The sequence below is a fragment of the Pseudomonas sp. 31-12 genome (assembly GCF_003151075.1).
Lineage (GTDB): Bacteria > Pseudomonadota > Gammaproteobacteria > Pseudomonadales > Pseudomonadaceae > Aquipseudomonas.
On sequence record NZ_CP029482.1, the window covers coordinates 550,363 to 564,146 of the forward strand.

Consider the following 13,784-nt stretch of genomic DNA (forward strand, 5'->3'; position numbering starts at 1 on the left):
GTTTCTTGTGTCCAACAAAACGGTTGTATGGACATGTCTATCCCCGACAGCGCGGGGTTCTGTCCGTCAGTCATATCACCTCCCGTGTTTCTGTTTCGCGCCCGCGCCCCTATAATGGCTGCCTTTTTCGCCCAATGATTTTGCGGAGCTGGTGATGGCCGAACGTAAGGCGTCAGTCGAGCGCGACACTCTGGAAACCCAGATCAAAGCCTCGATCAACCTGGATGGCACCGGAAAGGCCCGATTTGATATCGGTGTCCCTTTTCTTGAGCACATGCTGGACCAGATCGCCCGTCACGGGCTGATCGACCTGGATATTGTCAGCAAAGGCGACCTGCATATCGACGACCACCACACTGTGGAAGACGTCGGTATCACCTTGGGTCAGGCCTTCGCCAAAGCCATCGGCGACAAAAAAGGCATCCGTCGCTATGGCCACGCCTACGTGCCGCTCGATGAAGCGCTGTCGCGCGTGGTGATCGACTTCTCCGGCCGTCCTGGCCTGCAGATGCACGTTCCCTATACTCGCGCCACCGTTGGCGGTTTCGACGTGGACCTGTTCCAGGAATTCTTCCAGGGCTTCGTCAACCACGCGCTGGTCAGCCTGCACATCGACAACCTGCGTGGCACCAACACCCACCACCAGATCGAAACCGTGTTCAAGGCATTCGGCCGCGCCCTGCGCATGGCCGTAGAGCTCGATGACCGCATGGCCGGTCAGATGCCGTCGACCAAAGGCGTTCTGTAATGCAGACGGTCGCGGTTATCGATTACGGCATGGGCAACCTGCACTCGGTGGCCAAGGCTCTTGAGCACGTGGGTGCCGGCAAGGTCTTGATCACCAGCGATGCCGATGTGATTCGTGAAGCCGATCGGGTGGTTTTCCCCGGTGTCGGCGCGATTCGCGATTGCATGGCGGAGATCCGTCGCCTGGGCTTCGACTCGCTGGTGCGCGAAGTCAGCCAGGACCGTCCGTTCCTCGGCATCTGCGTGGGCATGCAAGCCTTGCTCGACAGCAGTGAAGAGAACGACGGCGTGGACTGCATCGGCCTGTTCCCGGGCGCGGTGAAGTTTTTCGGCAAAGACCTGCATGAAGATGGCGAACACCTGAAAGTCCCGCACATGGGCTGGAACGAAGTGAAGCAGACGATCTCGCATCCGCTGTGGCACAACATTCCGGACCTGGCGCGGTTCTACTTCGTGCACAGCTACTACATCGCCGCCGGCAATGCGCGGCAGGTGGTGGGTGGCGGTCACTACGGTGTCGATTTCGCCGCGGCGCTGGCCGATGGCTCGCGCTTCGCCGTGCAGTTTCACCCGGAGAAGAGCCATACCCATGGCCTGCAATTGCTGCAGAACTTCGCCGCGTGGGATGGTCGCTGGTAAATGGCCGTCAAGAAGAAGCCGCCGATCCTGACCCTCACTCCTGAACAGGAGAACGAGGCCAATCACAAGATCAAACGCTTCATGGAGGATCGCTTCGAACTGGACCTGGGTTCGTTCGAAGCGGCCGAAATCCTTGAGCTGTTTACCCGTGAAATTGCGCCGCACTATTACAACAGGGCGATTTTCGATGTGCAGACGCACCTCAAAGAGAGGTTCGAAAGCATCGAAAGCGACTTGTGGGCGCTCGAGAAAAACTGATTTCCGAGCGAAGCTGAACACTCGAATTTGAAGGTTTGCCAGATGCTGATTATTCCCGCTATCGATCTTAAAGACGGTGCCTGTGTTCGTCTGCGCCAGGGCCGCATGGAAGATTCCACGGTGTTCTCCGATGACCCGGTGAGCATGGCAGCCAAGTGGGTGGAAGGCGGTTGCCGTCGACTGCATCTGGTCGACCTGAACGGCGCCTTCGAAGGCCAGCCGGTCAACGGCGAAGTGGTTACCGCCATCGCCAAGCGCTACCCGAACCTGCCGATCCAGATCGGCGGCGGTATCCGTTCCCTGGAAACCATCGAGCACTACGTCAAAGCGGGCGTGAGCTACGTGATCATCGGCACCAAAGCCGTGAAAGACCCGGCCTTCGTGGCTGAAGCCTGCCGCGCATTCCCGGGCAAAGTGATCGTCGGTCTGGACGCCAAAGACGGCTTCGTGGCCACCGACGGCTGGGCTGAGATCAGCACCATTCAGGTCATCGACCTGGCCAAACAATTCGAAGCCGACGGCGTGTCCGCGATCGTTTATACCGACATCGCCAAAGACGGCATGATGCAGGGTTGCAACGTACCGTTCACCGCTGCGCTGGCTGCTGCCACACGCATTCCGGTCATCGCTTCCGGCGGTATCCACAATCTGGGTGACATCAAGTCGCTGCTCGACGCCAAGGCGCCAGGCATCATCGGCGCGATCACCGGCCGGGCGATCTACGAAGGCACCCTCGACGTCGCTGAAGCGCAAGCTTTCTGCGATTCGTACAAAGGCTGAGGACTGACCATGGCGCTGGCCAAACGCATCATCCCTTGCCTGGACGTGGACAACGGCCGGGTCGTCAAAGGTGTGAAGTTCGAGAACATTCGTGATGCCGGTGACCCGGTGGAAATCGCCCGTCGCTACGACGAGCAGGGCGCCGACGAGATTACCTTTCTCGACATCACCGCCAGCGTCGATGGCCGCGACACCACGCTGCATACCGTCGAGCGCATGGCCAGCCAGGTGTTCATCCCGCTGACCGTGGGCGGCGGCGTGCGCACCGTGCAGGACATTCGCAACCTGCTGAATGCTGGCGCGGACAAGGTCTCGATCAACACCGCAGCGGTGTTCAACCCGGAATTCGTTGGCGAAGCCGCTCAGCATTTCGGTTCGCAGTGCATCGTCGTCGCCATCGACGCCAAGAAAGTCTCCGGCCCGGGCGAAACCCCGCGCTGGGAGATCTTCACTCACGGTGGTCGCAAACCTACCGGGCTCGACGCCGTTGAGTGGGCGAAGAAAATGGAAGGCCTCGGTGCCGGCGAAATCCTGCTGACCAGCATGGATCAGGACGGCATGAAAAACGGCTTCGACCTGGGCGTTACACGCGCCATCAGCGACGCCCTGGGTATCCCGGTGATTGCCTCCGGTGGCGTCGGCAACCTGCAGCATTTGGCCGACGGCATTATCGAAGGCCACGCTAGTGCCGTGTTGGCGGCGAGTATTTTCCACTTCGGCGAATACACCGTGCAGGAAGCCAAGGCCTACATGGCCCATCGCGGCATCGTGATGCGATAACGCGTCCGGAAAAAAACTTCCGGGCCGATGTCAGTTGGCAACTTCAGCCATGGGAGTCGCCGCTTCGTGAGTGTCTGTCGAGGAGCCCAACAAGTCGACCCTCGGCGCTGACGCCTGCCCCGACTTGTCGTAGGCAATAGAGCAGAGCTTGCCCGGAAGCTTGTCGCTTGGAACGAAGAAATCCATTTCCATGTTGTTCCTGTATTTGTCAGGTTGATTGCAGTCTGTTGTTGCGGCGGGACCATATTTTATCGAATAGGTCCTGTGCGGCTCTTCTGCTTTCGCCAGGGTCACAAAAACTTCGGTGACGATCGACAGAACAGGCGGGGTGGTTGGCTGGTTATCCAGTATCTCGACTGGCAGGGACAGTGCATTTTTCAGAAGCCCCGATTCGGGGTTTTGCGTCGCAGAATCCAATCCGAGAATGCAAAGAAAATAGAGACCGGGTTCACTCCCTATTTCGGAATTGATGAAGGCATTCGCTGAGCTTTCAACATCGCTGTAGTGATGAGGGCTCTCGCACTCCATTGCCTTGCGTACGGTTTTATGGCGATAAAAGTCGGTGCTGATCGAGAATCGATAGTTCCAGGTCGGAATGACAATTGAACCGTCATCCTGCTGTTTGACCCGTTGATAACTTTCCAGCGTGGTAGCGTCAGTGTCGATGGTGAACGCCGGGAAGAGTTGGCAAGACGACGGCGGGTTTTTTGCGATCCGACCTTCCAAGAAGCACCCGTTGAGAAATGCCGTCGGATTGCCGTATACATTTCCCGGTATTGCCTGATAAGCCTCTCCAGCGAGTGTGCAAGGAGCATGCACGCGGCATGGAACAAGGCCTTCATCAAAATTTCCTGTCCCGATCACTCCAACGATCTCATTGGAGGAGCGATCGAGTAGCGGGCTTCCTGATCCGCCTCCCCGGATATCCTGACAGCGTGTCATGAACGTGTTGCGCCATACCCAGGCGCCTTCAACTATTTCCTGCGTCGGTTGCAGAGCACAGGCCGACATCCGCAACGTGGTTTGATCAAAGCCTTTTGGCGCCCCGACGATCAATACGTCGGTCCCGTCCGCTGGTGTTTCACGCGCCAGTTTCAATGGTTGTACACCATTCTCGATGAGCTTCTGAAGGCTGACATCCAGTTCGACGATGGCCATATCAACGCCTTGCATGCTCCGCCATGTCGTCGTCTTCAGCGGATAGGGCTTGAACTCGGTGCTGTCAGTGAAATAGTTGAACGTGAGGGTGCCGGTAATCGGTTTGTCTGTGACGATGTTGCCATTGGTCAATTCGATGCAGTGGCCCGCAGTGAGCACGTAAGCAGGAGTTCCAGGCCGCTCGAGTTCATCGCGGGTATCCAGGAGGGTCGCGGTACAGTTGCCTGATCCGGTGGTCAGGCGCCCGATGCCTTGCCAGTGGTCGCGAGAGCCGTCGGTGTTTTCAAGGACTACGGAAGGCGTCAGATTCTGCAGGCCTTCTCCATAATCACTGCCGTTTGCAAAGCACGGAATGCACAGTGAGCACACAGCGCTGGCAAGAAGTAAGGGGATCGAATTCATTGAGCGTTGTCTCTGATTAATATGAAAAAACCGGCCTGTCGCCGGGTATTGGCAATTAATCAGAAGCGGTGGGGTGGAGTGCGGTATCTATCTACCGCAGTGACGGTCACACCCGTTATTTCAACGATATGCATACGGCTGTTATCAAAAGGCCAGTAGACAGTGTGTCGGGCTCAAGGCACTCTTGGGCACGCCATGGATTTCGGTAGCCCGACATGATCAAACGCCTGCTTCTTGCCCTCGCCAGCGCTTCTCTGTTGCTCATCAATGGAGTCCACGCTGAAGAAAGTCCCGCCACCGACCTGGTGCTGCTGACGGAAAATTTCCCGCCGTACAACATGGCGAAGAACGGCAAGAACTTCGCTCAGGACGAGAACATCAACGGCATCGCCGTGGACATCGTCCGCGAGATGTTCAAGCGTGCCGACATCACCTACAGCCTGACGCTGCGCTTCCCTTGGGAGCGAATCTACAAACTCGCCCTAGAGAAGCCCGGTTACGGCGTATTCGTGATGGCGCGTTTGCCGGACCGCGAGAAGCTCTTCAAGTGGGTCGGCCCGATCGGCCCGGATGACTGGATCATGCTGGCCAAGGCTGACAGCAAGATCAGCCTTGAGTCGCTGGAACAGGCGCGCAAATACAAGATCGGCGCGTACAAGGGCGATGCGATTGCCGAGACACTGGCCAAGCAGGGCCTCAAACCCATCGTCGTTTTACGCGATCAAGATAACGCGAAGAAACTGGTCAACGGCCAGATTGACCTATGGGCCACCGGAGACCCGGCCGGGCGCTATCTGGCGCGTCAAGAAGGCGTGAACGGCCTCAAGACAGTACTGCGCTTCAACAGCGCCGAACTCTATCTGGCCTTGAACAAAGATGTACCGGATGAAGTGGTGGCCAAGCTGCAAGCCGCGCTGGATCAGCTGCGCAAGGAAGGCGTAGTGGACGACATCATGGCGCGGTATCTCTAGCGTTTGTTAGAGACACCCCTCACCCCAGCCCTCTCTCCAAGGGGTAGAGGGGTAAAGGGAGCGAATTGGAGGTTGTTCGAGATCTAAGTTCGACTCAGGATTTTCAGGTCGATGTATTTCAACTAAACACCTCGGTCAGTCCCCTCGCCCCTTGGGGAGAGGGTTAGGGTGAGGGGGCTCTTCAGGCTCTACCGATAAACCCCATCCTTCCCGTGAGCCGCCGTTGCGCGATTGCTGCGCACGCTGATCATCTGTTTGATGTCGATCCACTCAATGCCCTGAGCCTTGAGCTTGGGCAACTCCCGCTCCAGCACCGCCAGCGTCTGCGGATACGGATGGCCGATCATCACGGCTGAACCCTGCTTGCGCGCCAGGCTGATCGCCGTCTGTAGCTGCGTAAAAATCGCCGCTTCCGTGGGCTCATCATCCAGGAACACATCCCGCGAAACGCTCGCCAATCCAATCTTCTGCGCCTCGGCCGCCGCAACCGTCTGCGCGCTGGTGCGACTGTCAACGAAGAGCTTGTGTCGCTGCTGCAAGTTCGCCATCAACCAGGCCATGGCCGGTCGCTGAGCGGTCATGCGGCTGCCCATGTGATTGTTGATGCCAGCGGTGTAAGGCACGACTTTGAACGCCGCGTTCAAGCGTTTCTCAAGTTCTTCGATGGGCAGCTCGGGATGCCAGGCGAACGGACCGGTGGCCGGATCCATGGGCATGTGCAGGATGACGATCTTGCCGGAGCGATGGGCTTCGCGGGCGAATTCGGTGGCGTGGGGCGTGTCGGGCATGATTGCCGCAGTGACCGGGCCGGGCAGGGCCAGCACGCGACGATCCCGGGGCAAATTCTGCCCCAGGTCATCGATGATCAGCGTGAGATAAGCCTTTTGCGGCGCAGGTGTAGCGGGCATCGCGTGGGCAACACCCGCCAGACAACACAGCAGGCCGATAAAGCATCGCAGGCGCACCTCAACGACCGGAGGTGATGCTCAGCCCTTTGAGCAGGCTCAGCGCCTGGGCCAGTTGGTAATCATCATCCTGTGGCATTGCCTTGGCTTTGCTGCTGGAAGTCGGTTTGTCGGCACCGCCGTTGCCATTACCCAGGTGACCTTGCAGATCGGCTTCCTTGAAGTACTCGCCGTCCTGCTCGCTGGTTATCTTGGCCTTGCGCACTTCGATGTCCGGGACGATGCCCTGGGCCTGGATCGAGCGTCCGTTCGGCGTGTAGTACAGCGCCGTGGTGATCTTCAGTGCGCGATCGTTGTTCAGCGGCAGCACGGTTTGTACCGAGCCTTTGCCGAAACTGGTGGTGCCCATGATCACTGCGCGTTTCTGATCCTGCAAGGCGCCGGCGACAATTTCCGAAGCCGAGGCGCTGCCGCCGTTGATCAGCGCAACCATTGGCACGGCTTCGCTTTCGTCTTTGCCGGTGGCAGAGAAGCGCAGCTCGGAGTTGGCGATGCGGCCCTTGGTGTAGACGATCAGGCCCTTGGTGATGAAGTGGTCGACCACTTCCACCGCTGATTGCAGCACGCCGCCCGGGTTGTTGCGCAGGTCGAGAATGATGCCGTTGAGCTTCTTGCCGTTGTCCTTGCGCAGCTTGGCCAAGGCTTTGGAGACTTCTTCGCCGGTCTTGACCTGGAACTGGGTGATGCGGATGTAGCCGTAGCCCGACTCCAGCAGCTGCGCCTTGACGCTCTTCACCTGAATGATCGCGCGGGACAAGGTCACGTCGAACGGCGTACCGCCATCGCGCACCAGGGTCAGGGTGATTTTCTGGCCGATCTTGCCGCGCATCTTGTCCACGGCTTCGGTCATGCTCTGGCCGCGAGTCGGCTGGCCGTTGATCTTGACGATGAAGTCGCCGGCCTGGATGCCAGCCTTGGACGCAGGGGTGTCATCGATGGGCGAAACCACTTTGATGAAACCGTCTTCGGCGCCGACTTCGATGCCCAGGCCGCCGAATTCGCCGCTGGTGCTTTCCTGCAATTCAGCGAAGTCTTCCGGGCCCAGGTAGGCAGAGTGCGGATCGAGGTTGCTGAGCATGCCCTTGATGGCATTTTCCAGCAGGGTCTTGTCGTCTACCGGCTCGACATAGGCTGCCTTGATCCGATCCATGACCTCGGCAAAGGTGCGCAACTCTTCCAGAGGCAACGGCGCCTTGGTGGTCGCAGCAGTGCCCGCAGGCGCGACAGCCGGGGCAGGTTGAGCGGCGAACGCCAGAGGCGCGCCGATCACCAGGGCGATCGTCAGAGCCAGCGAGGTAAGGCGGGACAAATGCAGCATGTCGAACGAACTCCTAATGTAGGTGACTCAACGCCTATCCTTGCGCGCGGCACCATTGCGCCGGATCACTCGGGTGACCCTGCTGACGAATAGCGAAATACAGCGCTGGTGTGTCCTGCCCGCCACTGTTACCGACAGTGGAGATGGATTCACCGGCTTTTACTACGTCACCCGCAGACTTGAGTAGCGTCTGGTTGTGACCATAAAGACTCAAAAAGCCGTTGCCGTGGTCGAGAATCACCAGCAGTCCGGCGCCGCGCAGCCAGTCGGCGAACACCACGCGACCGCCATGCACGGCGTGCACCTGGCTGCCGGCGGAAGCGCTGATCATCACGCCGTCCCACTTGGTGCGGGCATCGTCGCCACGGGATTCACCGAAGCGCGCAAGCAGTCGACCATCAACGGGCCACGGAAGTTTTCCCCGGCTTGAAGCAAAAGGGCCGCCAAAGGTTTCGCCTGAACTGGAAACCAATGCGCCCGGTGTCGATTTGACCGGTTTGCGTGGGGCGTCAGTGGCGTTTGCCTGTTCCTGAGCCTCACGTAAACGCTTTTTTTCGGCTTCCTGCTGGGCGATGAGCGCTTTTTGGCGCGCTTCTTCCGCCTCTCGAGCCTGGCGGGCCAGGGTTTCTTCGATGGTTTTAAGGACTTTAGACAGGTCTGCCTGATCCTGCTCGCGGGCGGCCAGCTTCTGATCGCGCGCCTTCACGTCGTCGCTCAGCTTGGCCAGGACTTGCTGGCGCTCCTTGCGAACCTTTTCGAGTTCGTCGCGCTGGCTGTCGAGACTGCTCTTCTGCACCAGCAATTGCGCCTGCTGCAAGGCGATGTCTTTTTCGACGTTGGCCAGTTGGCGCAAGGTTTCGTTGAAATTCTTCAGCTGCTCCAGGCGGGCCTGGCTCAGGTAGTCGTAATAGGTGAGGGTGCGGGCGAATTTTTCCGGATTCTGCTGGTTCAGCAACAGCTTCAAGTACTCCTGACGGCCGTTCTGATAGGCCGCACGGGCCTGAATGGCGATCAGTCGTTGCTGTTCAGTGCGCGCGCTCTGGAGTTTTTTTTTCTCACCATCGAGTCGCTGCAGCTCGGATTCGCTTTTCTTCAGCTCTTTTTGCAGGGCTTCGACCTGCTTCTCGAGCTTGCCCATCTCGGTCTCGGTGCCCTTGAGGTCTTTCTGCACACCGGATTTTTCTTCCTGGAGCTTGCCCAGCAGCTTTTTCAGCTCGGCAATGTCCTGACGCGTGGCGTCCAACTGTTGTTGGGTTTGCGCGCGCTCGTCAGCGAAGGCCGGTTGGAGCAGGCAAGTCAGAGCAAGGGCTATCAGGACGCGAAGCATAGAGGCGGGCGACACCAGGGAAAGGGACGGCCTAGTATGCCCGCCAAGCGCCGCAAAAAAAACGCCCAATTGGGGTTGTGTGATAACCGGGCTGGCAAGTGGGTGCAATTAATCTTTGAAACCACCAGAAACCACTGTGGGAGCGGGCTTGCCCGCGATGGTGTCCTGACATTCAACATATTAGTTGGCTGTCAGATTGCTATCGCGGGCAAGCCCGCTCCCACAGGGTTTGCGGCTTTCGAAGAGGCTGATTACACCAGAATCGACGTACCGGTCATTTCCGCCGGTTTTTCCATCCCCAGCAGCATCAGCATGGTCGGCGCCACATCCGCCAGCACGCCGCCATCGCGAACCTTGAAGTCCCGCTTGCCGACATAAATGAACGGCACCGGCTCGGTGGTGTGAGCGGTATGCGCCTGGCCAGTGGATTCATCGGACATTTGCTCGACGTTACCGTGGTCGGCAGTGATCAGCGCTTCGCCGCCCACCTTGTCCAGCGCATCGACGATGCGGCCAACGCACAGGTCCAGGCATTCAACGGCTTTCACCGCCGCATCAAACACGCCGCTGTGGCCGACCATGTCGCCGTTGGCGTAGTTGACCACGATCACGTCATAACGCTGGTTTTCGATCGCGTCTACGATGCGGTCGGTGACTTCCGGCGCGCTCATCTCAGGCTGCAAGTCATAGGTGGCGACTTTCGGCGACGGGATCAGGATGCGCTCTTCGCCCGGGAACGGTTCTTCGCGACCGCCGGAGAAGAAGAAGGTCACGTGAGCGTATTTCTCGGTTTCGGCGATGCGCAGTTGCGTCTTGCCGTTTTTCGCCAGGTAATCGCCCAGCACGTTGTCCAGGCTGCCGGCGGCGAAGGCCGATGGCGCAGGGATGCTGGCAGCGTATTGGGTCAGCATCACGAAACCGGCCAGTTTCGGCTGGCGCGCACGTTCGAACTCCTTGAAACCGTCTTCGACGAACACACGGGTCAGTTCACGGGCGCGGTCGGCGCGGAAGTTCATGAAGACCACGGCGTCGCCGTCTTCGACTTTCACCGGCTCGCCGATGGAGGTGGCTTTGACGAATTCGTCGCTCTCGCCACGCTCGTAAGCGGCTTGCAGGCCTTCCTGGGCGGTGGCGGCGTTGAATTCGCCGTTGCCGTCGACAATCAGGTTATAGGCCTGGGACACGCGGTCCCAACGGTTGTCACGGTCCATGGCGAAGTAGCGGCCAACGATGCTGGCGATCCGGCCTTTGCCGAGGGCCTGGAAGGTCGCGTCGAGCAGTTCGATGGACGACTGGGCACTTTTCGGCGGTGTGTCGCGACCGTCGAGGAAGGCGTGCAGGTAAATTTTTTCGGCGCCGCGCTTGTAGGCCAGTTCGGCCATGGCAACCAGGTGATCCTGGTGGCTGTGAACGCCGCCATCGGACAGCAGGCCCATGAAGTGCACGGCTTTGCCGGCAGCAACGGCTTTATCGACTGCAGCGCAGATGGTCGGGTTCTCGAAAAACTCGCCGTCGCGGATCGATTTGGTCACGCGTGTGAAGTCTTGATACACCACGCGACCGGCGCCCAGGTTCATGTGGCCGACTTCGGAGTTGCCCATCTGGCCGTCCGGCAGGCCGACGTCCATGCCGCTGCCCGAGATCAGGCCGTTCGGCACGGTGGCCCACAAACGGTCCAGTACGGGCTTCTTCGCCGCAAACACGGCGTTGGATTCAGGGCTCTCACTGTGACCGAAGCCGTCGAGAATAATCAGGACCAAAGGTTTAGGCGTGGTAGTCATGGATTCCACTCGTGGCTGAATTAAAAGAGGGCGATGGAAAAGGGAGTGGCAGTTTAAAGCGAAGTTCCTGCGCCGTCACCGCCGGACGGGGTTTGGCCCACCATAGTGGCTGTGTATACTGGCCGACATTTTAACGCCCTGGAACCTCCTTCGATGGTTGCTAACCTGATTCAATTCGCCACTAACCACTATCTGCTCGTCGGTATCTTCGTCGTACTGCTGGCGTTGCTGATCGCTTATCAGATGCAAGGCGGCGGCCGCAGCCTGAGCACCGGTGAACTGACCGGGCTGGTCAACAAGGACGCGGGCGTTGTGATCGACATTCGTCCGGTCAAGGATTTCGCCGCCGGTCACATTGTTGGCGCGGTGAACATTCCTCACGACAAACTGACCGCTCGCGTCGGCGAACTGGAAAAGCACAAGGCCAAGACCATCATCCTGGTCGATGCCATGGGCCAGACTGCCGGCACCCATGCCCGCGAGCTGATGAAGTCCGGCTTCACCGCCGCCAAGCTCTCCGGCGGTATTTCCAGCTGGAAAGGCGACAACCTGCCGCTGGTGAAGTGATATGAGCAACGTCGTCGTCTATTCCAGCGATTACTGCCCTTACTGTTCGCGAGCCAAATACCTGCTCGAGAACAAAGGCGTGGCCTTCGAAGAGATCAAGGTCGATGGCAAGCCGCAGGTGCGCGCCGCCATGGCCCAGAAGGCCGGACGTACGTCCGTGCCGCAGATCTGGATCGGCGAGCGCCACATTGGTGGCTGTGATGATTTGTTTGCCCTTGAGCGCGCCGGCAAGCTCGACGCCATGCTCAAGGCCTGAACGCCTTCCCTATAAGACCCCAAGATCAGAAAGGATCTGAGATGACTGACCAACAGAACACTGCAGCTAGCGAAGAAGAAACCGCACCGCAATTCTCCTTGCAGCGCATCTACGTACGTGACTTGTCGTTCGAAGCCCCGAAAAGCCCGGCGATCTTCCGCCAGCAGTGGGAACCGAGCGTCGGTCTGGATCTGAATACCCGTCAAAAGGCCCTGGAAGGCGACTTCCACGAAGTCGTGCTGACCCTGTCCGTGACCGTGAAAAACGGTGACGAAGTGGCGTTCATCGCTGAAGTGCAACAGGCCGGCATCTTCCTGATCAAGAACCTGGACGACGCTTCGATGAGCCACACCCTCGGCGCGTTCTGCCCGAACATCCTGTTCCCGTACGCTCGCGAAACCCTGGACAGCCTGGTGACCCGCGGTTCGTTCCCGGCCCTGATGCTGGCTCCGGTGAACTTCGACGCGCTGTACGCACAAGAGCTGCAACGCATGCAAGCGGCTGGCGAGACTCCTACCGTTCAGTAAGCGTCGCTGCTGAAAATCGCGGGCAAGCCCGCTCCCACAGGATTGTGCAAAACCTGTGGGGGCGGGCTTGCCCGCGATTGTTTCTGTCAGGCGAAAATGATTGTCGAGTTACTTGAACCCGAGCTGGCGCCAGCCTTCGTAGACGGCGACCGCCACGGTGTTCGATAGGTTCAGGCTGCGGCAGCCTTCACGCATCGGCAAGCGCAGGCGTTGTTCGCCGGGCAGTGCATCGAGCACTTCGGCCGGCAAACCACGGCTTTCCGGGCCGAACAGGAACGCGTCGCCCTCGGCAAAACTGGCATCGTGGAACGGCCGTGAGCCTTTGGTTGTGAAGGCGAACAGCCGTGGATGACCGAGGCTTTCCAGGCAACTGGCGAGGTCCGCGTGGCGTTGCAGGGTGGCATACTCGTGGTAGTCGAGGCCGGCCCGGCGCAGGCGCTTGTCGTCCATCTCGAAGCCCAGCGGTTCGATCAAATGCAGGTGGCAGCCACTGTTGGCGCACAGCCTGATAACGTTGCCGGTATTCGGCGGAATTTCTGGTTGGAAAAGGATGACGTGAAACATGCACGGCTCCGAAGGTAAAGATGAGCGGCATTCTACGCCGCCCATCGATCCACGTTCGAAACTATTACCTCGGGTCATGGGGTCGCTGGCGATTGTCGGACTGATGGTGGGGCTGATGATCGGCCGCCTGACCACGCCTGACCCCAGCGAATTGCAACAGGTCGAGGTGACGGACGATGGGCTGGTGGTGTGGTTCAACAACGAACCCAAGGCCCACGGCGAGTTTGTCGACGGCAGCCTCGCGTTGCTGTTCGAGGCGCAAGGCAAGGCGCAGAAAGGCCAGCTCAAACTCAACGACAAGGTCGTGAACTGGCGGACGCGCTTGAGTGACGGAGGGTTGTTGCTGACGGTAGTGGCGGCCCGGCCATTGCAGGGCGAGTGGACCGGTAGCGAGGTCGATGACCGCTGGCGGCTGGAGATCCATCTCCGGGAGCAATAAAAGAGGGAATCCCCGGCCTGCCTGTACCAAGGTCCCCAAAACGGCAGGGCTCGCGCATGGCGTCGAGCCCGGTGTAAAGAAGGAACCCCTGACCTGCCTGTATCAAGGGCCCCAAAACTGGGGGCTCGTCGCTTATGCGGTGTGAGCCCGATGTAAAGAGGGGAATCCCCGGCCTGCCTGTACCAAGGTCCCCGAAACCGGGTAGTGAACTGAATCACTGAATGGACTATTGCAGGGGGCGTGCCAGGTTTTAACAAGTTGAAACAGAATGTCGCGCTGAAACGTCGAAAGCCCCGTATTCCGCG

Annotated in this window: 16 protein-coding genes; 10 read left to right on the forward strand and 6 right to left on the reverse strand. The window is 59.2% G+C overall.

Annotated elements, in window-relative coordinates; genetic code table 11:
• The first annotated feature begins 154 nt into the window (after positions 1-154).
• The 5 genes from hisB to hisF are packed head-to-tail and all read left to right on the forward strand — an operon-like array spanning position 155 to position 3,204.
• Positions 155-748 carry an imidazoleglycerol-phosphate dehydratase HisB gene (hisB, locus tag DJ564_RS02590; RefSeq protein ID WP_003218037.1) on the forward strand — a complete coding sequence of 198 codons (594 nt, stop codon included), beginning with the start codon at positions 155-157 and terminating at the stop codon, positions 746-748.
• Positions 748-1,386, forward strand: coding sequence for an imidazole glycerol phosphate synthase subunit HisH (gene hisH, locus DJ564_RS02595; RefSeq protein WP_084318199.1), 639 nt, complete (start codon positions 748-750; stop codon positions 1,384-1,386). The genes hisB and hisH overlap by 1 nt, the downstream gene beginning before the upstream one ends.
• A complete protein-coding gene (locus tag DJ564_RS02600; RefSeq protein WP_008024930.1) occupies positions 1,387-1,644 on the forward strand; it encodes a DUF2164 domain-containing protein in 258 nt (85 codons plus the stop codon).
• A 42-nt stretch (positions 1,645-1,686) separates the two neighbouring features.
• On the forward strand, positions 1,687-2,424 hold the full coding sequence (hisA, locus tag DJ564_RS02605; protein WP_010464588.1) for a 1-(5-phosphoribosyl)-5-[(5-phosphoribosylamino)methylideneamino]imidazole-4-carboxamide isomerase: 738 nt from the start codon (positions 1,687-1,689) through the stop codon (positions 2,422-2,424).
• Between the two features lie 9 nt (positions 2,425-2,433).
• Positions 2,434-3,204, forward strand: coding sequence for an imidazole glycerol phosphate synthase subunit HisF (gene hisF, locus DJ564_RS02610; protein WP_007972752.1), 771 nt, complete (start codon positions 2,434-2,436; stop codon positions 3,202-3,204).
• A 30-nt stretch (positions 3,205-3,234) separates the two neighbouring features.
• Here hisF and DJ564_RS02615 read toward each other — a convergent pair whose 3' ends face one another.
• A complete protein-coding gene (locus tag DJ564_RS02615) occupies positions 3,235-4,764 on the reverse strand; it encodes a serine protease (protein WP_109627469.1) in 1,530 nt (509 codons plus the stop codon).
• A gap of 215 nt (positions 4,765-4,979) precedes the next feature.
• Between DJ564_RS02615 and DJ564_RS02620 the strand changes: the two genes are divergently transcribed.
• Positions 4,980-5,735, forward strand: a complete 756-nt coding sequence (locus DJ564_RS02620; RefSeq protein WP_109627470.1) for an ABC transporter substrate-binding protein — start codon at positions 4,980-4,982, stop codon at positions 5,733-5,735.
• Positions 5,736-5,923: 188 nt separating this feature from the next.
• Here DJ564_RS02620 and DJ564_RS02625 read toward each other — a convergent pair whose 3' ends face one another.
• The 4 genes from DJ564_RS02625 to gpmI all read right to left on the reverse strand — a co-directional run bounded on the left by DJ564_RS02625 (position 5,924) and on the right by gpmI (position 11,126).
• Positions 5,924-6,700 carry a divergent polysaccharide deacetylase family protein gene (locus DJ564_RS02625; RefSeq protein WP_109627472.1) on the reverse strand — a complete coding sequence of 259 codons (777 nt, stop codon included), beginning with the start codon at positions 6,698-6,700 and terminating at the stop codon, positions 5,924-5,926.
• Between the two features lies 1 nt (position 6,701).
• Complete coding sequence (locus DJ564_RS02630; protein ID WP_109627473.1) at positions 6,702-8,018, reverse strand: S41 family peptidase; 1,317 nt, start codon at positions 8,016-8,018, stop codon at positions 6,702-6,704.
• 34 nt (positions 8,019-8,052) lie between these two features.
• Positions 8,053-9,345, reverse strand: a complete 1,293-nt coding sequence (locus tag DJ564_RS02635) for a murein hydrolase activator EnvC (protein WP_109627475.1) — start codon at positions 9,343-9,345, stop codon at positions 8,053-8,055.
• A 251-nt stretch (positions 9,346-9,596) separates the two neighbouring features.
• A complete protein-coding gene (gene gpmI / locus DJ564_RS02640) occupies positions 9,597-11,126 on the reverse strand; it encodes a 2,3-bisphosphoglycerate-independent phosphoglycerate mutase (protein ID WP_109627476.1) in 1,530 nt (509 codons plus the stop codon).
• 153 nt (positions 11,127-11,279) lie between these two features.
• On the opposite strand from gpmI, the gene DJ564_RS02645 reads away from it, so the two are divergent.
• From DJ564_RS02645 to secB, 3 genes are read left to right on the forward strand one after another with little or no spacing between them, the layout of a single operon-like run.
• Entirely contained in the window at positions 11,280-11,693 is a 414-nt protein-coding gene (locus DJ564_RS02645) for a rhodanese-like domain-containing protein (protein WP_109627478.1), read from the forward strand.
• Between the two features lies 1 nt (position 11,694).
• The gene (gene grxC / locus DJ564_RS02650) at positions 11,695-11,949 is read left to right on the forward strand and encodes a glutaredoxin 3 (protein ID WP_010464569.1); all 255 of its coding nucleotides are present in this window, start codon (positions 11,695-11,697) and stop codon (positions 11,947-11,949) included.
• Positions 11,950-11,990: 41 nt separating this feature from the next.
• Entirely contained in the window at positions 11,991-12,476 is a 486-nt protein-coding gene (gene secB, locus DJ564_RS02655; protein WP_007949026.1) for a protein-export chaperone SecB, read from the forward strand.
• A gap of 108 nt (positions 12,477-12,584) precedes the next feature.
• Here the strand turns inward: secB and DJ564_RS02660 are convergent, their stop codons facing one another.
• Positions 12,585-13,040: a tRNA (cytidine(34)-2'-O)-methyltransferase gene (locus DJ564_RS02660; protein WP_007949025.1), complete on the reverse strand. Its 456-nt coding sequence runs from the start codon at positions 13,038-13,040 to the stop codon at positions 12,585-12,587.
• On the opposite strand from DJ564_RS02660, the gene DJ564_RS02665 reads away from it, so the two are divergent.
• A complete protein-coding gene (locus DJ564_RS02665) occupies positions 13,039-13,479 on the forward strand; it encodes a hypothetical protein (protein WP_109627480.1) in 441 nt (146 codons plus the stop codon). The genes DJ564_RS02660 and DJ564_RS02665 overlap by 2 nt on opposite strands.
• The last annotated feature ends 305 nt before the right edge of the window (positions 13,480-13,784 follow it).

Bases quoted from the DNA above. Each gene is read 5' to 3' on its own strand.
- hisB (WP_003218037.1), top strand. From the start codon at position 155: ATGGCCGAACGTAAGGCGTCAGTCGAGCGCGACACTCTGGAAACCCAG.
- hisH (WP_084318199.1), top strand. From the start codon at position 748: ATGCAGACGGTCGCGGTTATCGATTACGGCATGGGCAACCTGCACTCG.
- DJ564_RS02600 (WP_008024930.1), top strand. From the start codon at position 1,387: ATGGCCGTCAAGAAGAAGCCGCCGATCCTGACCCTCACTCCTGAACAG.
- hisA (WP_010464588.1), top strand. From the start codon at position 1,687: ATGCTGATTATTCCCGCTATCGATCTTAAAGACGGTGCCTGTGTTCGT.
- hisF (WP_007972752.1), top strand. From the start codon at position 2,434: ATGGCGCTGGCCAAACGCATCATCCCTTGCCTGGACGTGGACAACGGC.
- DJ564_RS02615 (WP_109627469.1), bottom strand. From the start codon at position 4,764: ATGAATTCGATCCCCTTACTTCTTGCCAGCGCTGTGTGCTCACTGTGC.
- DJ564_RS02620 (WP_109627470.1), top strand. From the start codon at position 4,980: ATGATCAAACGCCTGCTTCTTGCCCTCGCCAGCGCTTCTCTGTTGCTC.
- DJ564_RS02630 (WP_109627473.1), bottom strand. From the start codon at position 8,018: ATGCTGCATTTGTCCCGCCTTACCTCGCTGGCTCTGACGATCGCCCTG.
- DJ564_RS02635 (WP_109627475.1), bottom strand. From the start codon at position 9,345: ATGCTTCGCGTCCTGATAGCCCTTGCTCTGACTTGCCTGCTCCAACCG.
- gpmI (WP_109627476.1), bottom strand. From the start codon at position 11,126: ATGACTACCACGCCTAAACCTTTGGTCCTGATTATTCTCGACGGCTTC.
- DJ564_RS02645 (WP_109627478.1), top strand. From the start codon at position 11,280: ATGGTTGCTAACCTGATTCAATTCGCCACTAACCACTATCTGCTCGTC.
- grxC (WP_010464569.1), top strand. From the start codon at position 11,695: ATGAGCAACGTCGTCGTCTATTCCAGCGATTACTGCCCTTACTGTTCG.
- secB (WP_007949026.1), top strand. From the start codon at position 11,991: ATGACTGACCAACAGAACACTGCAGCTAGCGAAGAAGAAACCGCACCG.
- DJ564_RS02665 (WP_109627480.1), top strand. From the start codon at position 13,039: ATGCACGGCTCCGAAGGTAAAGATGAGCGGCATTCTACGCCGCCCATC.
- DJ564_RS02660 (WP_007949025.1), bottom strand. From the start codon at position 13,040: ATGTTTCACGTCATCCTTTTCCAACCAGAAATTCCGCCGAATACCGGC.